Origin of the sequence: Pseudomonas sp. FH4 (genome assembly GCF_000510915.2) — a bacterium.
GTDB lineage: Bacteria > Pseudomonadota > Gammaproteobacteria > Pseudomonadales > Pseudomonadaceae > Aquipseudomonas > Aquipseudomonas brenneri.
Genome location: NZ_AOHN01000007.1, coordinates 189,849 through 210,839 on the forward strand (window position 1 = coordinate 189,849; position 20,991 = coordinate 210,839).

Consider the following 20,991-nt stretch of genomic DNA (forward strand, 5'->3'; position numbering starts at 1 on the left):
CCTTTTTGTCGCACGCCCGTAAACCGTACTGATTTCAGCGCGTCGCGCTAGAGAGAGCCTGTATGACCGTTACCCTGAAAACCGCCGAAGATATCGCAGGCATGCGCGTTGCCGGCAAACTGGCTGCCGACGTTCTGGAAATGATTGCCGAACATGTCAAACCCGGCGTGACCACCGAAGCCCTGGACCGCATCTGCCACGACTATATTGTTGACGTGCAGAAAGCCATCCCTGCGCCACTGAACTACAAAGGCTTCCCCAAGTCGATCTGCACCTCGATCAACCACGTGGTCTGCCACGGGATCCCAGGCGACAAGCCGCTGAAAGACGGCGACACCCTGAACATCGACGTCACCGTGATCAAGGACGGCTACCACGGCGATACCAGCCGCATGTTCCACGTCGGCAACGTGCCGGTATGGGCCGAACGCCTGTCCCAGGTCACCCAGGAATGCATGTACAAGGCCATTGAACTGGTCAAGCCGGGCTGCCGCCTGGGCGATATCGGTGAAGTGATCCAGAAACACGCCGAAAAGAACGGTTTCTCGGTCGTCCGCGAATTCTGCGGCCACGGCATCGGCAAAGTGTTCCACGAAGAGCCACAGATCCTGCACTACGGCCGTGCTGGCACCGGTATGGAGCTCAAGGCAGGCATGACCTTCACCATTGAGCCGATGATCAACCAGGGCAAGGCCGACACCAAGGTACTGGGCGACGGCTGGACCGCCATCACCAAGGACCGCAAGCTCTCGGCACAGTGGGAACACACCCTGCTGGTCACCGAGACCGGCTACGAGATCTTCACCCTGCGCGCCGATGACACGATTCCCCGCGTTTCGGCCTGATGCTTGCAGCGGGCTTTCCAGATAGCAACGCTGTGACCTCCAGATAGATAGAAAGGAAAGCCGATCGATGCCCCAGGTGGATCCCGAACTCTTCGACCGTGGCCAGTTCCAGGCGGAACTGGCACTGAAGGCAAGCCCGATTGCCGCCTTCAAGAAGGCCATCCGCCAGGCCCGCGAGGTGCTCGACGAGCGCTTTCGCAGCGGTCGGGACATCCGCCGGCTGATCGAGGATCGCGCATGGTTCGTCGATAACATCCTGCAAAAGGCCTGGGAGCAGTTCGACTGGAGCGAGGACGCCGATATTGCCCTGGTGGCCGTCGGCGGCTATGGCCGGGGCGAACTGCACCCCTACTCCGATATCGACCTGCTGATCCTGCTGGACAGTGCCGACCACGAGATCTTTCGCGATTCCATCGAGCGTTTTCTGACGCTGTTGTGGGATATCGGCCTGGAAGTCGGTCAGAGCGTTCGCTCAGTGGATGAATGCGCCGAAGAAGCCCGCGCCGACCTGACGGTGGTCACCAACCTGATGGAAAGCCGCACCATCTGCGGCCCCGAGCGCCTGCGCCAGCGCATGCTGGAAGTCACCAGTACCGCGCATATGTGGCCGAGCAAGGAGTTCTTCCTGGCCAAGCGCGCCGAGCAGAAAGCCCGGCATCACAAGTACAACGACACCGAGTACAACCTGGAACCCAACGTCAAGGGCTCGCCTGGCGGACTGCGGGACATCCAGACAATTTTGTGGGTCGCCCGTCGTCAGTACGGCACCCTGAACCTGCGGGCCCTGGCCGGCGAAGGCTTTTTGGTAGAGAGCGAAAACGCCCTGCTGGCCTCGTCCCAGGAGTTCCTGTGGAAAGTGCGTTATGCCCTGCATATGCTGGCCGGACGCTCCGAAGATCGCTTGCTGTTCGACCACCAGCGTTCCATCGCCGCCCTGCTGGGCTTCGAGGGCGAGGACGCGAAGACCAGCATCGAAAGCTTCATGCAGCAGTACTACCGGGTGGTCATGAGCATCGCCCAGCTCAGCGACCTGATCATCCAGCACTTTGAAGAAGTGATCCTGGCCCCCGAAGACGAAGCGCCACCGCAACCGATCAACGCACGCTTCCAACTGCACGACGGCTATATCGAGGCGCGCAACGACTACGTGTTCAAGCGTACGCCATTTGCCATGCTGGAAATCTTCGTGTTGATGGCCCAGCAGCCGGAAATCAAGGGCGTGCGCGCCGACACCATTCGTTTGCTGCGGGAAAACCGTCATCTGATCGATGACGAGTTCCGCCACGACATCCGCAATACCAGCCTGTTTATCGAACTGTTCAAGTGCAAGATCGGCATCCACCGCAACCTGCGCCGGATGAACCGCTACGGCATCCTTGGGCGCTACCTGCCGGAGTTCGGCTTTATCGTCGGGCAGATGCAACACGACCTGTTCCACATCTATACGGTCGACGCCCACACCCTGAACCTGATCAAGCACCTGCGTAAGCTGCAATACACCCAAGTGTCAGAGAAATTCCCGCTAGCCAGCAAGTTGATGGCCAAGCTGCCCAAGCCTGAGCTGATCTACCTGGCCGGCCTGTACCACGATATCGGCAAGGGCCGGCATGGCGACCACTCGGAAATCGGCGCAGTGGACGCCGAAGCCTTCTGCCAGCGCCACCAACTGCCGCAGTGGGACAGCCGCCTGATCGTGTGGCTGGTGCAGAACCACCTGGTGATGTCCACCACCGCCCAGCGCAAGGACTTGTCCGACCCGCAGGTCATCCACGACTTTGCACAGATCGTCGGCGACGAAACCCGCCTCGACTACCTGTACGTGCTGACCGTCTCCGACATCAATGCCACCAACCCGACCCTTTGGAACTCATGGCGCGCCAGCCTGTTGCGCCAGCTTTATACCGAGACCAAGCGCGCGCTGCGCCGGGGCCTGGAAAACCCGGTGGATCGCGAAGAGCAGATCCGCCGCACCCAGAGCGCGGCCCTGGATATCCTGGTACGCGGCGGCAATGACCCGGATGATGTCGAACAGCTCTGGTCCCAACTGGGCGATGACTATTTCCTGCGTCACACCGCAGGTGACGTAGCCTGGCATACCGATGCCATCCTCCAGCAACCGGCCGACGGCGGCCCGCTGGTGTTGATCAAGGAAACCACTCAGCGCGAATTCGAAGGCGGTACGCAGATATTCATCTATGCCCCGGACCAGCATGACTTCTTCGCCGTGACCGTGGCCGCAATGGACCAGCTCAACCTGAACATTCATGACGCACGGGTCATTACCTCCAGCAGCCAGTTCACCCTCGACACCTATATCGTGCTCGACACCGAAGGCGAGTCCATCGGCGACAACCCCGAGCGCGTGAAAAAGATCCGCGAAGGCCTGACCGAAGCCCTGCGCAACCCCGACGACTACCCGACTATCATCCAACGTCGGGTACCGCGCCAGCTCAAGCACTTCGCCTTTGCGCCACAGGTGACAATCCACAACGACGCCCAGCGCCCCGTGACGGTACTGGAACTCAGCGCACCGGATCGCCCTGGCCTGCTGGCACGGATCGGCGGGATTTTCCTGGAGTTCGACCTGTCGCTGCAGAACGCCAAGATTGCCACCCTGGGCGAGCGGGTCGAAGACGTGTTCTTTATTACCGACGCCGACAACCAACCCCTGTCCGACCCTGAATTGTGCCGCCGCTTGCAGGACGCCATCGTCGCGCAATTGAGCGTGAACCAGGAGCCCGGAGTCGAGCTGACGCGCCTGACCCTATGAACACCCGGCCAGTCCAGTGGAACCTGGCTTATGTGGGAGCGGGCTTGCTCGCGAATGCGGTGATTCAGTCAATGAAGCATCGACTGACACTCTGCTTTCGCGAGCAAGCCCGCTCCCACATTTGAATGGCTTTGCCTGGCAAGCCGCATGCTTTCAACCGAATTGAACGAGATTTGCGATGAACAACGCCCTGAACCAGCTGCAACCCTACCCGTTCGAGAAACTGCGTGCCCTGCTGGGTAGCGTCACGCCGAACCCGGACAAGCGCCCGATTGCCCTGTCCATCGGCGAACCCAAGCACAAATCCCCGGATTTCGTTGCCCAGGCCCTGGCCACCAACCTCGACCAGATGGCGGTGTACCCGACCACCCTGGGCATTCCCGCATTGCGCGAGGCGATTGGTGCCTGGTGCGAACGACGCTTCAACGTGCCCAAGGGCTGGCTGGACCCGGCGCGCAGTATCCTGCCGGTCAATGGCACCCGTGAAGCGCTGTTCGCCTTCACTCAGACCGTGGTCAACCGTGGCGACGATGCCCTGGTGGTCAGCCCGAACCCGTTCTACCAGATCTACGAAGGCGCAGCGTTCCTCGCCGGGGCCAAGCCGCATTACCTGCCGTGCCTGGATGAGAACGGCTTCAACCCGGATTTCGATGCGGTGACGCCGGATATCTGGAAACGCTGCCAGATCCTGTTCCTGTGCTCCCCAGGCAACCCGACCGGTGCCCTGATCCCCGTCGCAGTCCTGAAAAAACTGATCGCCCTGGCCGACCAATACGACTTCGTGATCGCCGCCGACGAGTGCTACAGCGAGCTGTACTTCGACGAACAGACTCCGCCGCCAGGTCTGCTCAGCGCCTGTGTGGAACTCGGTCGCCAGGATTTCAAGCGCTGCGTGGTGTTCCATAGCCTGTCCAAGCGCTCCAACCTGCCGGGCCTGCGTTCCGGGTTTGTGGCCGGCGATGCCGAGATCCTCAAGGCCTTCCTGCTGTACCGCACCTATCACGGCTGTGCGATGCCGGTGCAAACCCAACTGGCGAGCATTGCCGCGTGGCAGGACGAGGCCCATGTACTGGCCAACCGTGATCTGTACCGGGAAAAATTCGCGGCCGTCCTGGCGATTCTCAAGCCGGTGCTGGACGTACAGAACCCTGACGGTGGCTTCTACCTGTGGCCGAACGTCGAGGGTGACGACGCCGCATTCTGCCGCGACCTGTTCGTGGAAGAACACGTGACCGTGGTGCCGGGCTCGTACCTGTCGCGGGAAGTGGACAGTTTCAATCCAGGTGCCGGCCGAGTGCGCTTGGCACTGGTTGCGCCACTGGCCGAGTGTGTTGAAGCCGCAGAGCGAATTCGCAACTTCATCCAGCGTCGTCGTTGATCACCAGGGCCGCTCCCGTGCGGGAGCGGCCAACATCTGCACACCTTTGAGTTGGAACACAAAGGCTTGAAGCCCCCACCAATGGCTAACTGTTTTCAGCTGCTTGGTGCACGCTCATGACATTTACCATCTCGCCCGCCACGCCCTCCCAACAACCTCTCGGCGAACAATCGCAACTCACCGAGCCCCCTCTCACCAGAAACAAGCGCGGTGTCGCCAGCCCGGACAAAACCTGGCCGCAACATTCAGTGCTGAAGATCTCTTTGCTGAACATGACCGCAGAACAGAAGCAGGTCACCAAAGAGAACATCAACAAATGGGCGCCACACACCAACCTGTTCTTCAAGTTCACCGACAAGCCCGACGGTGATATACGCATCACTGCCAACAATAAAACCAAAGCCGCATGGTCACGGATCGGTACCGATGCGCAGCGCATACCCGCTCCAGAACCGACCATGAGCATTGGTTTTGACAGGCCGCCAGCCTCGGTGGCTACCACGATACAGCATGAGTTCGGCCACGCCCTGGGCTTGAAGCATGAGCACCAACACCCTGACCGCACGCTGGAACTCAATAAAGCGCAGATTTACAAAAAGTATAAGTCACTAGAAAAAGAACGATACGAGGCTAATCACGACATCATCAGGCCGTTCCCACGCCGCGAGGTCAAGCTCTCCACCTACGACCAAAACTCCATCATGCATTACGGTTTTTCCGAGTCATTAGTCAACGACGCAAAAGCGATTTCCAAGCCCACACAACTGTCCGAGAGCGATAAAAACTTTATCCAGTCACTTTATCCCGCAGATAACTCATTGCTGGGCAAGCTGCTCAATACCACCATCAGGAAACTGGTGAGTTCCTGACTCAATTGATATGCCCCACTTTTAACTCCCCCCGACAACCCTTCGGCGAGTAAAGAACATGAGCCTGATAACCCCACTATCTCCCAATATTCCCATCCACCACCCTGCCCGCCTCAGCGACAACACACCTCCCGAACGTGCAGCGCGAAAGAAAAGAGGCGTCGCAGACATCTCCGCACGCTGGCCGGCCGGCATTATTACAGTGGCCTTGGACTTGAAGGATAAAAAAAGCAAAGCCCTGGTAGTCGATGCACTCAAGGAGTGGGCCCATCACACGCCCGACCTGCGCTTTGAAGTCGTCGACGGGAAACAGGGGGATATTCGTGTCTCGGATGACGAGAACATAAAAGGCGACTGGTCCGACATCGGTACAGACGCATTATGGCGAGATAAAAACGAGCCCACCTTGCACCTGGACAGAACGGAAAACTCGAAGCAGTTTCGCGCAAATGCCTTGCATGAGTTCGGCCATGCCCTGGGCTTGCTGCATGAGCATCAACACCCGCAAAACACCCTGCAATGGAACAAACAAGCGGTGCATGACTATTTTGTCAGCGACGCCTACCCCGAAGAGATCGTTCAGAGACAAATACTCGACCCTGTTTCCGGTCCCAACTTACAGATCACGCCTTACGACCCCAAGTCAGTGATGCACTATGCCTTCCCTGCACAATTGACCGAGAACGGGCATACAGGCTCTGAGAACATATCCCTTTCCAAAGGTGACCAGGAGGCGATCAGAAGGCTGTACACCCCCCAAATAACCGGGGCGAATTGAACAAGGCCGTTCGTGACTATTTCTGAGTACCCAGATTGGCCTCGCTCATATCCAGGTCTGCCAACACTTCCCGTAGCACGTCATCACCAATCTGGTGATGACGGCTCAGGCTATACAGCTCCAAGCGTTGCGCCCGCAGTGCCTTGAGGCGCAACTTGCGTTCCAGTTGGTCCATCTGCAGCGCCAGCGCCTGGGCTTCGGCCGAGTCGTTGAACACGTCAAGTTGATGGCGATACTCCGACATGATCCGCGCTTTGAGTTCGGCAGCCAATGCAGCCTGGGCAGCATCCTGGGGCTCGCTGGCTTCTTCGGCCTCCAGCGCATGAATGGCGGCCTCGGCGGTTTTTTTCCAGGCATCGCGGATCTCTCCGCGACGCTTGTCGTCCGGGCTTTTTTCAATCCCTCGCAGCAACAGCGGCAATGCAATGCAGGCCGCCACCAGTGACAGCAGAATCACCCCGGCGGCGATGAAAATCAGCAGATCGCGCTCCGGAAAAGCCTCGCCTGGCGCCAGCAGCAACGGCACCGACATCACACCGGCCAGGGTCACCGCCCCACGCACGCCGCCCACGGTCAACAGCCAGCAGGAACGCGCCGTCGGTACCAACGTCAACTCGCTTTTACCACGCAGGCGTCGCAGCAGGCCCGACAGGCGCCAGATGCTCTGCACCCAGATAAACCGCAACACCAGCAGCACCAGGAAAATTGCGACCACATCCAGGCAGCGATAGAACAAGGTCGGCCACAGGGTTGGCTCATGACTGACCACCGCCTTGATGATGTCCGGCAATTGCAGGCCCAACAGCAGGAAGATCAAACCGTTGAAGGCAAACTCCAGCAGCGACCAGACACTGCGGTTGAGCAAACGTGTACTGGTCTGGCGGGGCAACAGGTCCAGCCAGCTTTGCATCATGCCCGCCGCGACGGCCGACAGAATCCCCGAAGCGCCCAGACGCTCCGCCAGCACATAAGCGGCAAATGGCAACAGCAACATGAACACCACGTGTGTTGCCGGGTCATCCCAGCCCCGGGCAATCATCCAGGCCCGCAGGCGACCGACCAGCCAGCTCAACGCCACGCCCACCGCCAGGCCGCCTACCGCCACCAACACAAAAGTCAGGCTGGCATCGGCCAGGGAAAACACCCCGGTCAACGCTGCCGCAAGGGCGAACTTGAACGTCACCAGGCCCGACGCATCATTCATCAAGGCCTCGCCTTGAAGCATATGCATCAGGGGCGTGGGCAAACGGTTCTGAGAAATAGCCGACACCGCCACGGCATCCGTCGGTGACAATACGGCCGCCAGGGCGAAGGCCACCGGCAAAGGGATGCTCGGCAGCAACCAATGAATGAAGTAACCGGCACCCACCACAGTAAACAGAACCAAGCCCACCGCCAACGTCAGGATTGGCCCGCGCAGGCGCCACAGTTCGCGCTTGGGCATGCGCCAGCCATCGGAAAACAGCAGTGGCGGCAGGAACAGGAACAGAAACAACTCGGGGTCCAGGGCCACATGCAGCCCCAGGGTTGGCCAGGCCAGCAAGGCACCAGCGGCAATCTGCACCAACGGCAACGGCAGTGGGATAACACGCCCGACCAGACGCGAAACGCTGACCAGCATCAGCAGGATAAGAACGGTGTAGGCGGTTTGCATAACGCGGAGTTCCCGGACAATCGACTTACTACGACACACATCAGGCAACAGCGCGCCTTTGAAGTGCCATATTAGCCGCCTATGCTGCCGGCTGACCGTTGCACATAAGTCGCACCCGATCACGTATGGCGTGACGAGCGGCACCGAAACCCTTCGGTCATGGCATAATCCGTGATCCTACATTTCCATCAGCCCAAAGGGGGCAGTTCCTTGACCGATTCAAGTAAAACCTTGCACCTTTTCGGCATCAAAGCCTGCGACACCATGAAAAAGGCGCGCACCTGGCTTGATGAACACGCTGTCAACTATGAGTTTCATGACTACAAGACGGCCGGTATCGACCGCGAACACTTGACCCAATGGTGCAACGAGCACGGTTGGCAGGTGGTTTTGAACCGTGCAGGCACGACCTTTCGCAAACTCGAAGACGAACGCAAAGCCGATCTCGACCAGGCGAAAGCTATTGAACTGATGCTCGCACAACCCTCGATGATCAAGCGCCCGGTGCTCGATCTCGGTGACAGAACCCTGATTGGCTTCAAGCCAGATAGTTATTCGGCGGCCCTCAAGTAGGCCAGCCATTTCATTTTTGTAGAGGTAACAACATGTCCAATTCCCTGTTCAGCCTGGGCTTCGGCGTCGGCACCCAGAACCGCCAAGGTGCTTGGCTGGAAGTGTTTTACGCGCAACCGTTGCTCAATCCTTCGGCTGAAATCGTGGCCGCCATCGCGCCGATCCTCGGCTATAGCGAAGGCAACCAGGCCATCACTTTCACCATTGCCCAAGCCTCGCAACTGGCTGACGCCCTGAAAAATGTAGATGCCACCCAAGCTGCCCTGCTGACGCGCCTGGCCGAAAGCCACAAGCCGTTGGTCGCCACGCTGCTGGCCGAAGATGCTGCGCTGACCTCTACCCCCGAGGCCTACCTCAAGCTGCATCTGCTGTCCCATCGCCTGGTCAAGCCTCACGGCCTGAGCCTGGCCGGTGTGTTCCCGCAACTGCCGAACGTGGCCTGGACCAGCCAGGGTGCGATCGACATCGGCGAACTGGCCGAGCGTCAACTGGAAGCGCGCCTGCGTGGCGAGCTGCTGGAAGTGTTCTCGGTGGACAAGTTCCCGAAAATGACCGACTACGTGGTGCCGGCTGGCGTGCGTATCGCCGATGCCGCGCGCCTGCGCCTGGGCGCTTACGTGGGTGAAGGCACTACCGTGATGCACGAAGGTTTCGTCAACTTCAACGCCGGTACCGAAGGCCCGGGCATGATCGAAGGTCGTGTATCGGCCGGCGTATTTGTCGGCAAGGGTTCGGACCTGGGCGGCGGTTGCTCCACCATGGGCACCCTGTCGGGTGGCGGCAATATCGTGATCAAGGTGGGCGAAGGCTGCCTGATCGGCGCCAACGCCGGTATCGGCATCCCGTTGGGCGATCGCAACACCGTGGAGTCCGGCCTGTACGTGACTGCCGGCACTAAAGTGGCGTTGCTCGATGAGCAGAACCAACTGGTCAAGGTGGTCAAGGCCCGCGAATTGGCCGGTCAACCAGACCTGCTGTTCCGTCGTAACTCCGAGACCGGTGCCGTGGAGTGCAAAACCCACAAGTCGGCCATCGAACTGAACGCAGCGCTGCACGCTCACAACTAAGCAGCGACTCGATGCCACCGGAACAGGCCGCGCTCGAAAACGCGGCCTGTTCATATGAGTCTTGAAACCATGCTTGTGCCCTCGCCCTGGCGCGCCGACTTCCCGGCTATCGCTACCTTGCAACGGCAAGACCAGACCTACCTGGACAACGCCGCCACCACGCAAAAACCTCAAGCCCTGCTGGACGCCCTGAACCATTACTACGCCAATGGCGCAGCCAATGTGCATCGCGCCCAGCATCTGCCGGGCGCCCATGCGACTCAAGGGTTCGAGGACAGTCGCAGCAAAGTGGCGCAATGGCTCAACGTCGGTGACAGCGGGCAGATCATCTTTACCCACGGCGCGACATCTGCGCTGAACCTCCTGGCCTATGGCCTTGAGCCCCTTTTCAACCCGGGCGATGAGATTGTCATCAGCGCCCTGGAGCATCACGCCAACCTGCTGCCCTGGCAGCAACTGGCCAAGCGTCGCGAGCTGAAGCTGGTGGTGCTGCCCCTCGATGACGAGGGTTTGATCGACCTACAAGCCGCAGCCCAGCTTATCGGCCCGCAGACCCGCTTGCTGGCGGTGAGCCAACTGTCCAATGTACTGGGCGTCTGGCAACCCCTGCCGCAACTGTTGGCGCTGGCCAAGGCCCACGATGCACTGACCGTGGTCGATGGCGCCCAGGGCATTGTCCACGGGCGCCACGACGTGCAGGCGCTGGGCTGTGATTTCTATGTATTTTCCAGCCATAAGCTCTATGGCCCGGACGGCGTCGGCGTGCTCTACGGCCGCATCGAAGCCTTGCATTTGCTCCGCCACTGGCAGTTTGGTGGCGAGATGGTGCAACAGGCGGATTACCACAGTGCCAGCTTCCGTCCCGCCCCCCTGGGCTTCGAAGCCGGTACGCCGCCGATTGCCGGGGTGATTGGCCTGGGCGCGACCCTGGATTACCTGAGTTCCCTGGATCAATCGGCGGTGATCGCCCATGAAGCCGCGCTGCACGACTATCTGCTGCGCGGTTTGCGGGCACGCAATGGCGTGCGCCTGCTGGGTGCGCCCCAAGTGGCCCTGGCCAGCTTCGTCGTCGAGGGCGTACACAACGCCGACCTCGCCCACTTGCTGACCGAACAAGGCATCGCCGTGCGCGCCGGTCATCACTGTGCGATGCCGCTGCTCAAACGCCTGCAGCTCTCGGGGGCAATCCGGGTGTCCTTGGCGCTGTACAACGACTCCGACGACCTGGAGCGCTTTTTTGAAGCGCTGGATCAGGCGCTGGACATGCTGCGATGAACGTGCCAGTGGATGCGCTGGCCGCGCTGCAAGCCTTTCAGGCCGTTGGAAGCTGGGAACAACGCGCGCGAATGCTGATGCAATGGGGTGAGCGGCTGCCGGCATTGGCTGATGCCGATAAGGTCGACGCCAATCTGGTACAAGGCTGTGAAAGCCTGGTGTGGCTGGTGGGGCGACTGCACGACGGCCATTGGCAGTTTGCTGCCAGCAGCGAAGCGCGCTTGATTCGCGGGTTGGTGGCCTTGCTACTGGCGCGGGTCAATGGGCTGTCGGCGGACGAGTTACAAGCGGTCGACCTGCCCGACTGGTTCAACCAACTGGGGCTTTCCCGCCAGTTGTCGCCGTCGCGCAGCAATGGCCTGAACGCAGTCCTGCAACGCATGCGCGACTTGAGCCATACACAACACTAAATGTGGGAGCGGGCTTGCTCGCTCCCACATTTTTGACTGATGCAGGGTCGTGATATTTATGCAGGCTTGACCCGTTCCGAAGGCCTGCGCACCCCGGCCACAATCTTGTCAACCGCCTTGGTCGCCGCGACCATGCCGAACGTCGCGGTGACCATCATCACCGCGCCAAATCCGCCGGCGCAGTCCAACTTCACGCCATCACCGACAAAACTCTTCTGCAAACAGATGCTGCCGTCCGGCTTGGGGTAGCGCAGCTGTTCGGTGGAAAACACACACGGCACGCTGTAATGGCGGGTCACGGTGCGCGAGAACCCATAGTCGCGGCGCAAGGTGGAGCGCACTTTCGAAGCCAGCGGGTCATTGAAGGTACGGTTCAGGTCGCACACCTGAATCAGCGTCGGATCAATCTGCCCGCCCGCGCCGCCGGTGGTGATGATTTGGATCTTGCGACGCTTGCACCAGGCAATCAGCGCCGCCTTGGCGTTGACCGCGTCGATGCAGTCGATCACGCAATCAATGTCAGGCGTGATGTACTCGGCCATGGTGTCGCGGGTCACAAAATCCGCCACCGCATGCACGGTGCAATCGGGGTTGATCGCGCGCAGGCGTTCGGCCATTACCTCGACCTTGGGCTTGCCCACCGTACTGTCCAGCGCATGCAACTGACGATTGCTGTTGCTGACGCACACATCGTCCAGGTCAAACAGCGAGATTTCGCCCACACCGCAACGGGCCATGGCTTCCGCCGCCCACGAGCCGACACCGCCCACGCCGACGATGGCCACATGGGCCGCTTTCAAGCGCTCCAGGCCGTCAATGCCATAGAGACGGGCGACGCCTGCAAACCGTGGATCTTCTGTACTCATGACCATTACCCCAAAAACCGGCGCGCATTATAGGGCTACGCAGCGATAAGTTCTAAGCTACAAGCTATAAGTAAAGAACTTACTCGTGCTTTCGCTGCCCAATGCCCGGTTTTTCCTGGCTTGCTGTACGGTCAGGGAAGGGCCGGTGTAGGATGCGCGCCGTTCGACACCTCCATTCGTTCCACACCCTTTGGAACCCGAAACAGCTATGTCATCGCGTAAATTTGGACTCAACCTGGTGGTAGTGCTGGCGATTGCCGCGCTGTTCACCGGTTTCTGGGCGCTGATCAACCGCCCGGTCACCACCCCCAACTGGCCACAGCAAATCTCCGGTTTTTCCTACTCGCCGTTCCAGCAAGGCCAGTACCCGCAGAAAGACCAGTACCCGACCGACGAGCAGATGCGTCAGGACCTTGCGATCATGAGCAAGCTGACGGACAACATCCGGACCTATTCGGTCGACGGCCCGCTGGGGAATATCCCCAAGCTGGCGGAAGAGTTCGGCCTGCGGGTGACCCTGGGGATCTGGATCAGCCCGGACCTTGAGCGCAACGAGCGGGAAATCCAGCGCGCCATCGAGATTGCCAACAGCTCGCGTAGCGTGGTCCGCGTGGTGGTTGGTAACGAGGCGATCTTCCGCAAGGAGATCACCCCCGAAGAGCTGATTGTCCTGCTGGACCGGGTGCGCGCCGCCGTCAAAGTGCCCGTGACCACCTCCGAGCAGTGGCACATCTGGGAACACAACCCGCAACTGGGCAAGCATGTCGACCTGATCGCCGCGCACGTCCTGCCGTATTGGGAACATGTGCCGATGGCCCAGGCCGGGCAATTCGTCCTTGACCGCGCCAAGGATCTGAAGAAGACCTTCCCGAAAAAGCCGCTGCTGCTGTCGGAAGTCGGCTGGCCGAGCAATGGCCGGATGCGCGGTGGCGCGGACGCGTCCCCTGCCGACCAGGCGATCTACCTGCGTACCCTGGTGAACAAGCTGAATCGCCAGGGCTACAACTACTTCGTGATCGAAGCCTTCGACCAACCCTGGAAAGCCAGTGATGAAGGCTCGGTCGGCGCCTATTGGGGCGTGTTCAACGCCGCGCGCCAGCAGAAATTCAACTTCGAAGGCCCGGTGGTGGCGATTCCGCAATGGCGGGTGCTGGCCATCGGCTCGGTGGTGCTGGCGCTGTTGTCGCTGACCTTACTGATGATCGACGGCTCGGCCCTGCGCCAGCGTGGCCGCACCTTCCTGACCTTTATCGCGTTCCTGTGTGGCTCGGTGCTGGTATGGATCGGCTACGACTACAGCCAGCAATACAGCACCTGGTTCAGCCTGACAGTGGGTTTCCTCCTGGCACTCGGTGCGCTCGGGGTGTTTATCGTGCTGCTGACCGAGGCTCATGAGTTGGCGGAAGCGGTCTGGACCCACAAGCGCCGGCGTGAATTCCTGCCGGTTGAGGGGGATTCGGACTACCGCCCGAAAGTGTCGATCCATGTGCCCTGCTACAACGAGCCCCCCGAGATGGTCAAACAGACCCTCGACGCCCTGGCCGCCCTCGATTACCCGGACTACGAAGTCCTGATCATCGACAACAACACCAAGGACCCTGCCGTGTGGGAACCGGTGCGCGACTACTGTGAGACGCTAGGCCCGCGCTTCAAGTTCTTCCACGTCGCGCCCCTGGCCGGTTTCAAGGGCGGCGCGCTGAACTACCTGATCCCGCATACCGCCAAGGATGCCGAAGTGATCGCGGTGATCGACTCCGACTACTGCGTATCGCCGAACTGGCTCAAACACATGGTGCCGCACTTCGCCGACCCGAAAATTGCCGTGGTGCAATCGCCCCAGGATTATCGCGACCAGAACGAAAGCACCTTCAAGAAGCTGTGCTACGCCGAATACAAGGGATTCTTCCATATCGGCATGGTCACGCGTAACGACCGTGACGCGATCATCCAGCACGGCACCATGACCATGACCCGGCGCTCGGTGCTCGAAGAACTGGGCTGGGCCGACTGGTGCATCTGTGAGGACGCCGAGCTGGGCCTACGGGTATTCGAGAAAGGTCTGTCGGCTGCGTACTACCACACCAGCTACGGCAAGGGCCTGATGCCCGACACCTTTATCGACTTCAAGAAACAGCGCTTCCGCTGGGCTTATGGCGCGATTCAGATCATCAAGCGCCACACCGCCAGCCTGCTGCGCGGCAAGGACACCGAACTGACCCGTGGCCAGCGCTATCACTTCCTCGCGGGCTGGCTGCCGTGGGTGGCCGATGGCATGAACATCTTCTTCACCGTCGGTGCCCTGTTGTGGTCGGCGGCGATGATCATTGTGCCAACGCGGGTTGATCCGCCGTTGCTGATTTTCGCGATCCCGCCGTTGGCGTTGTTCGTGTTCAAGGTCGGCAAGATCATCTTCCTCTACCGTCGCGCCGTTGGCGTGAACCTCAAGGATGCGTTCTGCGCGGCCCTGGCCGGATTGGCGTTGTCCCATACCATTGCCAAGGCGGTGCTGTATGGTTTCTTCACCACCAGTATTCCGTTCTTTCGTACACCGAAAAACGCGGATAACCACGGCTTCTGGGTCGCGATTTCCGAAGCCCGCGAAGAAATGTTCATCATGTTGCTGCTGTGGGGCGCAGCACTGGGGATTTACCTGGTGCAAGGCCTGCCGAGCAATGACATGCGCTTCTGGGTGGTGATGCTGCTGGTGCAGTCGCTGCCGTATGTCGCCGCGCTGATCATGGCGTTCCTGTCATCGCTGCCCAAGCCGGCGGCAGCGCCGGAGCCTGCAACGGCGGCGTAAAAACTTGCGCAATCCACTAAACGGCGGCCTCTGGCCGCCGTTTTGCTATAAGATAACGGCCCTTTTGTGTGCCTTACGCCCATCACTGTAGGAGCGAGCTTGCTCGCGAAAATCGCTAACGATGACGTGTGCATCCTGAATGCACACGGTGCCTTGGCGTTTTTCGCGAGCAAGCTCGCTCCTACAGTTAGAACATCGCCGCCTCGATTTCCGGAGTTTTCCCATGACGGCCCACGCCGACCTTTCGCCGACCCTCCAACTCGCTATCGACCTGATCCGTCGCCCGTCGGTGACACCTGTTGACGCTGATTGCCAGAAGCTGATGATGCAGCGCCTGGGCGACGCCGGCTTTGCGCTTGAGCCGATGCGTATCGAAGATGTGGATAACTTCTGGGCCACCCACGGCAAGCACGAAGGCCCGGTGCTGTGCTTCGCCGGCCATACCGATGTGGTCCCGACCGGCCCGGTGCAAGCCTGGCAGAATGACCCGTTCGACGCGCTGATCGACGAGCACGGCATGCTCTGCGGACGTGGCGCCGCCGACATGAAAGGCAGCCTGGCCGCCATGCTCGTCGCCTCCGAGCGCTTCGTGAAGGACTACCCGGATCACAAGGGCTCGGTAGCCTTCCTGATCACCAGTGATGAAGAAGGCCCGGCCCACCACGGCACCAAGGCCGTGATCGAGCGCCTGGCCGCGCGCAAGGAGCGCCTGGACTGGTGCATCGTTGGCGAACCGTCGAGCACCACCCTGGTGGGCGACGTGGTGAAGAACGGTCGTCGTGGCTCCCTCGGTGCCACCCTGACCGTACGCGGCGTGCAAGGCCATGTGGCCTATCCGCACCTGGCCAAAAACCCGATCCACCTGGCCGCCCCGGCCCTGGCCGAACTGGCCGCCGAACATTGGGACGACGGCAACACCTTCTTCCCGCCGACCAGTTTCCAGATCTCCAACCTCAATTCCGGCACCGGCGCGACCAACGTGATCCCCGGCGACCTGACGGCGGTGTTCAACTTCCGGTTCTCCACCGAGTCCACCGTCGAAGGCCTGCAACAGCGGGTCGCGGCGATTCTCGACAAACATGGCCTGGACTGGCATGTGGAGTGGGCGCTGTCGGGCCTGCCGTTCCTCACCGAGCCGGGCGCGTTGCTCGACGCGGTGTCGGCCAGCATCAAGGCCATCACCGGGCGCGAGACCAAGGCGTCCACCAGTGGCGGCACCTCCGACGGGCGCTTTATCGCGACCCTCGGCACCCAAGTGGTGGAACTGGGCCCGGTCAACGCGACAATCCATCAGGTCAACGAACGCATTCTGGCCAGCGACCTCGATGTGCTGACCGAAATCTACTACCAGACCCTGATCAAGTTGCTCGCCTGATGCTCGCTTGCCCCATTTGCAGCGCGCCACTCAATGAAGTGGACAACGGCGTGGCCTGCCCGGCCGGGCATCGTTTCGACCGGGCTCGCCAGGGTTACCTGAACCTGTTGCCGGTGCAGCACAAGAACAGCCGTGACCCAGGCGATAACCTGGCGATGGTTGAAGCGCGCCGCGACTTTCTCAATGCCGGGCATTACGCCCCCGTGGCCAAACGCCTGGCGGCACTTGCCGCCGAGCGCAAGCCCCAGCGCTGGCTGGATATCGGCTGTGGCGAAGGTTATTACACCGCGCAAATCGCCGACGCCCTGCTGCGCGCCGATGGTTATGCCCTGGATATCTCCAAGGAAGCGGTCAAGCGCGCCTGCAAGCGCAACCCGACACTGACCTGGCTGATCGCCAGCATGGCCCGTGTGCCGCTGGCCGATGCCAGCTGCCAATTCCTCGCCAGTGTGTTCAGCCCGCTGGACTGGCAAGAGGCCAAGCGCCTGCTCAGCCCGGGCGGCGGCTTGATGAAGGTCGGCCCGACCAGCGGCCACCTGATGGAGTTGCGCGAACGCCTGTACGACGAAGTGCGCGAATACACCGACGACAAGCATTTGGCCCTGGTACCGGATGGCATGAGCCTGCAACACAGCGAAGTCCTGGAGTTCCAGCTCAGCCTGGCCGAGCCCAGGGACCGCGCCAACCTACTGGCGATGACGCCCCACGGCTGGCGTGCCAGTGCCGAGCGCCGCGCCCAGGTGATCGAGCAGGACGAACCGCTGCTGGTCACCGTATCCATGCGCTACGACTATTTCGTGCTTCAATAACCGACTTTCCGGGCATTCAATGCCCAACCTGAATCCGCGAATGGATTTTCGAATCCCGCAACGAGGAACATCCATGCGCCAACCCGATATCGAGATTTACCTCAAGGACGCCGACGTCGACTACAAGGCCATCGCTGCCTGGCTCGGCGGCGCCCTGGGGCCGTGTACTGACTGGGTACAAAAGGGCCAGACCTACAAGTGCAAGGCCGGCAACGTGCCTGTGACCTGGCTGCCCAAAGCCGTGGGCAAATGGAACAGCCTGTACCTGGAAAGCGACCAGACCCCGTGGGACGACGACATCGCCTGCGCGCGTGCCGCCTTTGCCGCACTGAACGTTGAAGTGCGCTGCGCGCCGGGTACGTGGGTCGAAGAGGAAGGTGAAGAAAGCGCCGATACCTGGATCCGCATCAGCGAAGACGGTGAAGAACAGATCACCTGGAAAACTGCCTGATCCTGACCTGTGAACCCAATCAAATGTGGGAGCGGGCTTGCTCGCGATAGCGGTCAATCAGTCAACCTCTACAGTGACTGACTCACCGCTATCGCGAGCAAGCCCGCGCCCACATGGGTTCAGCAGCGGTGCAGAAATCTGCTTTAAAGACCGACTACATCTTCAGCCTGCAAGCCCTTCTCGCCGGTCACCACGGCGTACTCCACCTGCTGGCCTTCTGCCAAGGAGCGGTGGCCTTCACCACGAATGGCGCGGTAGTGTACAAACACATCCTTGCCATCTTCACGCTGGATAAAGCCATAACCCTTGGCGTCGTTGAACCACTTCACATTACCGGTTTCGCGCGTTGTCATCTGTTTACTCCCACATGCTTTTTATTGTTGAGTCGCTCGCATTGAACTGCCGAGTATAAGACAGGCTCAAAAACGATCAACTCAAGTTTACATCGCTGCTTTTTTGCCGATTTTCGGCGAATACGGCACACTACCCGCCCGAGCGCCTGCTCGGTTTTTTCCACTCAAAGCAGCACGCCTATGACCCGCTCCCCGTTCCGCCGTCTGGTATTTGGCACCTTGCGCCGACTGTTGTACCTCTGGGTTCGCTCCGAGACGATCAACCAGTCGTCCCTCACCCTTAACCTGGACCGCAGCCGGCCGGTGTTCTACGTCCTGCAATCGCCCTCCCTGACCGAACTGGCCGTAGTGGATGCCGAGTGCACCAAGGCCGGCTTGCCGCGCCCGGTGCTGCCGGTGTCCGTTGGCCCATTGATGGAGCCGGCGGCATTCTTTTACCTGACCCCCGACCCGGACTGGCTCGGCCGCCAGGACAAGCGCGGCGCACCGCCGACCTTGACGCGCCTGGTCAACACCTTGACCGAACATGCCGAAGAAAATGCGCAGATCATCCCGGTCAGTGTGTTCTGGGGCCAGTCGCCAGCCAGTGAGTCGAGCCCCTGGAAACTGCTGTTCGCCGACAGCTGGGCCGTCACCGGGCGCCTGCGCCGTCTGTTGAGCATCCTGATCCTGGGGCGCAAGACTCGGGTGCAATTCTCCGCGCCAATCAACCTGCGTGAATTGATCGAGCACAATAAAGGCCACGAACGCACGGTGCGCATGGCCCAACGGATCCTGCGGGTGCATTTTCGCAACCTGAAGACCGCGGTGATCGGCCCCGACCTGTCCCACCGACGCAACCTGGTCAAAGGCCTGGTCAATATGCCGCTGGTGCGCCAGGCGATCCTCGATGAAGCCGAACGGGAAAATATCGCCCCGGAAAAAGCCAAGGCCCAGGCCCTGCGCTATGGCAACGAAATCGCCTCGGACTACACCTACACCGCGATCCGCTTCCTCGAAGTGGTCCTGAGCTGGTTCTGGAACAAGATCTACGACGGCATCAAGGTCAACAATATCGAGGGTGTGCAAAAGGTCGCCCAGGGTTACGAAGTGATCTACGTGCCCTGCCACCGCAGCCATATCGACTACTTGCTGCTGTCGTACCTGCTGTTCAAGAACGGCCTGACTCCGCCGCACATTGCCGCTGGGATCAACCTCAATATGCCGGTGATCGGCAGCCTGCTGCGCCGTGGCGGGGCGTTTTTCATGCGCCGTACGTTCAAGGGCAACCCGCTGTACACCTCAGTGTTCAACGAATACCTGCACACCCTGTTCACCAAAGGCTTTCCGGTGGAGTACTTCGTCGAGGGCGGACGTTCACGGACCGGGCGCATGCTGCAACCCAAGACCGGGATGCTGGCGATCACCCTGCGCAGCTTTTTGCGCTCCTCACGCATGCCGATTGTGTTTGTACCGGTGTATATCGGCTACGAGCGGGTGCTGGAAGGCCGTACCTACCTGGGCGAGCTGCGTGGCGCGACGAAAAAGAAAGAGTCGATCTTCGATATCTTCAAGGTCATTGGCGCCTTGAAACAGCGTTTTGGCCAGGTGGCGGTCAACTTTGGCGAGCCGATCAAGCTGGCTGAGTTCCTCGACCAGGAACAACCAGACTGGCGCGCCCAGGAACTGGCACCGAACTACAAGCCGGCCTGGCTCAATGAAACCACCAACCGCCTCGGCGAGCGCGTGGCCCAGCACCTCAACGAGGCCGCCGCGATCAACCCGGTGAACCTGGTGGCGCTGGCGCTGTTGTCTACCAGCCGCCTGGCCCTGGACGACCAGGCCATGGCGCGGGTGCTGGACTTGTACCTGGCGCTGCTGCGCCGGGTGCCCTACTCGCCCCACACCACGCTGCCCGAGGGCGATGGCCAGGCCCTGATCAAGCACGTCAAGGACATGGACCTGCTGTCGGAACAAAGCGATGCCCTGGGCAAGATCCTGTATCTGGACGAGCAAAATGCGGTCCTGATGACGTATTACCGCAACAACGTGCTGCACATCTTCGCCCTGCCTGCGCTGCTCGCCAGCTTCTTCCAGAGCAGCTCGCGCATGAGCCGCGAACAGATCCTGCGCTACACCCGCGCGCTCTACCCGTACCTGCAGTCGGAACTGTTTATCCGCTGGTCCCTGGACGAGTTGGACGCCGTGGTCGATCAATGGCTCCAAGCCCTGGTGGAACAAGGCCTGCTGCGTTTTGAAAACAACATCTACCTGCGCCCGGCCCCCAGCTCACGCAACTTTGTACTGCTGACCCTGCTGTCCAAGAGCATTGCCCAGACCCTGCAACGCTTCTACATGGCCATTTCCCTGCTGCTCAACAGTGGCCAGAACAGCATCAGCGCCGAAGAGCTGGAAGACTTGTGCACGGTCATGGCCCAGCGCCTGTCGATCCTGCATGGTTTGAATGCCCCGGAGTTCTTCGATAAGAGCCTTTTCCGACATTTCATTCAGACGTTGCTGGAGCAAGATGTGCTGCGCCGCGATGAAGCCGGTAAGTTGAGTTACCACGACCTGCTCGGCGAGCTGGCCGAAGGCGCGGCCAAACGGGTGTTGCCGGCGGAAATTCGCCTGTCGATTCGCCAGGTGGCGTTGCACCGCAACGAGGAAACGTCCGCGCCGGACGCCGAGCCGGTCGAAACCCGCTAGATTTACCCAGGCGCCAGGGTGTTTCTGGCGCCG

Annotated in this window: 17 protein-coding genes; 14 read left to right on the forward strand and 3 right to left on the reverse strand. The window is 60.6% G+C overall.

What is annotated here, in order from left to right:
• Positions 1-62 precede the first annotated feature (62 nt).
• The 5 genes from map (at position 63) to H097_RS05765 (ending at position 6,640) form a co-directional block, all read left to right on the forward strand.
• Positions 63-845 (forward strand): type I methionyl aminopeptidase, encoded by a 783-nt coding sequence (map, locus tag H097_RS05745; RefSeq protein ID WP_032858167.1) that lies wholly within the window; start codon positions 63-65, stop codon positions 843-845.
• Positions 846-912: 67 nt separating this feature from the next.
• Positions 913-3,615 carry a [protein-PII] uridylyltransferase gene (locus H097_RS05750; RefSeq protein WP_032858169.1) on the forward strand — a complete coding sequence of 901 codons (2,703 nt, stop codon included), beginning with the start codon at positions 913-915 and terminating at the stop codon, positions 3,613-3,615.
• Between the two features lie 178 nt (positions 3,616-3,793).
• On the forward strand, positions 3,794-4,993 hold the full coding sequence (gene dapC / locus H097_RS05755) for a succinyldiaminopimelate transaminase (protein WP_032858171.1): 1,200 nt from the start codon (positions 3,794-3,796) through the stop codon (positions 4,991-4,993).
• Positions 4,994-5,109: 116 nt separating this feature from the next.
• Positions 5,110-5,862, forward strand: a complete 753-nt coding sequence (locus tag H097_RS05760; RefSeq protein WP_050593309.1) for a M12 family metallopeptidase — start codon at positions 5,110-5,112, stop codon at positions 5,860-5,862.
• Between the two features lie 58 nt (positions 5,863-5,920).
• Entirely contained in the window at positions 5,921-6,640 is a 720-nt protein-coding gene (locus H097_RS05765) for a M12 family metallopeptidase (protein ID WP_032858172.1), read from the forward strand.
• Positions 6,641-6,656: 16 nt separating this feature from the next.
• On the opposite strand, the gene H097_RS05770 is transcribed toward H097_RS05765, so the two are convergent.
• Positions 6,657-8,294 (reverse strand): Na+/H+ antiporter, encoded by a 1,638-nt coding sequence (locus tag H097_RS05770; RefSeq protein WP_032858173.1) that lies wholly within the window; start codon positions 8,292-8,294, stop codon positions 6,657-6,659.
• 264 nt (positions 8,295-8,558) lie between these two features.
• On the opposite strand from H097_RS05770, the gene H097_RS05775 reads away from it, so the two are divergent.
• From H097_RS05775 to H097_RS05790, 4 genes are all read left to right on the forward strand, one after another.
• Positions 8,559-8,867, forward strand: coding sequence for an arsenate reductase (locus tag H097_RS05775; protein ID WP_229689212.1), 309 nt, complete (start codon positions 8,559-8,561; stop codon positions 8,865-8,867).
• A 32-nt stretch (positions 8,868-8,899) separates the two neighbouring features.
• A complete protein-coding gene (dapD, locus tag H097_RS05780; RefSeq protein WP_032858174.1) occupies positions 8,900-9,934 on the forward strand; it encodes a 2,3,4,5-tetrahydropyridine-2,6-dicarboxylate N-succinyltransferase in 1,035 nt (344 codons plus the stop codon).
• 69 nt (positions 9,935-10,003) lie between these two features.
• A complete protein-coding gene (locus H097_RS05785; RefSeq protein WP_032858175.1) occupies positions 10,004-11,209 on the forward strand; it encodes a cysteine desulfurase in 1,206 nt (401 codons plus the stop codon).
• Complete coding sequence (locus H097_RS05790) at positions 11,206-11,619, forward strand: SufE family protein (protein ID WP_032858176.1); 414 nt, start codon at positions 11,206-11,208, stop codon at positions 11,617-11,619. Before H097_RS05785 ends, H097_RS05790 begins: the two co-directional genes overlap by 4 nt.
• A gap of 56 nt (positions 11,620-11,675) precedes the next feature.
• Here H097_RS05790 and tcdA read toward each other — a convergent pair whose 3' ends face one another.
• Complete coding sequence (tcdA, locus tag H097_RS05795; RefSeq protein ID WP_032858177.1) at positions 11,676-12,491, reverse strand: tRNA cyclic N6-threonylcarbamoyladenosine(37) synthase TcdA; 816 nt, start codon at positions 12,489-12,491, stop codon at positions 11,676-11,678.
• A gap of 202 nt (positions 12,492-12,693) precedes the next feature.
• Here tcdA and H097_RS05800 point away from each other — a divergent pair, with 202 nt between their 5' ends.
• The 4 genes from H097_RS05800 (at position 12,694) to H097_RS05815 (ending at position 17,920) form a co-directional block, all read left to right on the forward strand.
• Positions 12,694-15,285, forward strand: a complete 2,592-nt coding sequence (locus tag H097_RS05800) for a glycosyltransferase (RefSeq protein ID WP_032858178.1) — start codon at positions 12,694-12,696, stop codon at positions 15,283-15,285.
• A gap of 223 nt (positions 15,286-15,508) precedes the next feature.
• Positions 15,509-16,660 (forward strand): succinyl-diaminopimelate desuccinylase, encoded by a 1,152-nt coding sequence (gene dapE, locus H097_RS05805; protein ID WP_029300128.1) that lies wholly within the window; start codon positions 15,509-15,511, stop codon positions 16,658-16,660.
• Positions 16,660-17,469, forward strand: a complete 810-nt coding sequence (locus H097_RS05810) for a putative RNA methyltransferase (protein WP_032858179.1) — start codon at positions 16,660-16,662, stop codon at positions 17,467-17,469. Before dapE ends, H097_RS05810 begins: the two co-directional genes overlap by 1 nt.
• A 73-nt stretch (positions 17,470-17,542) precedes the next feature.
• The gene (locus H097_RS05815) at positions 17,543-17,920 is read left to right on the forward strand and encodes a hypothetical protein (RefSeq protein WP_032858180.1); all 378 of its coding nucleotides are present in this window, start codon (positions 17,543-17,545) and stop codon (positions 17,918-17,920) included.
• Positions 17,921-18,063: 143 nt separating this feature from the next.
• Here H097_RS05815 and H097_RS05820 read toward each other — a convergent pair whose 3' ends face one another.
• Positions 18,064-18,273, reverse strand: coding sequence for a cold-shock protein (locus H097_RS05820; protein WP_003189131.1), 210 nt, complete (start codon positions 18,271-18,273; stop codon positions 18,064-18,066).
• A gap of 180 nt (positions 18,274-18,453) precedes the next feature.
• On the opposite strand from H097_RS05820, the gene plsB reads away from it, so the two are divergent.
• A complete protein-coding gene (gene plsB, locus H097_RS05825) occupies positions 18,454-20,958 on the forward strand; it encodes a glycerol-3-phosphate 1-O-acyltransferase PlsB (RefSeq protein ID WP_032858182.1) in 2,505 nt (834 codons plus the stop codon).
• Positions 20,959-20,991: the final 33 nt, after the last annotated feature.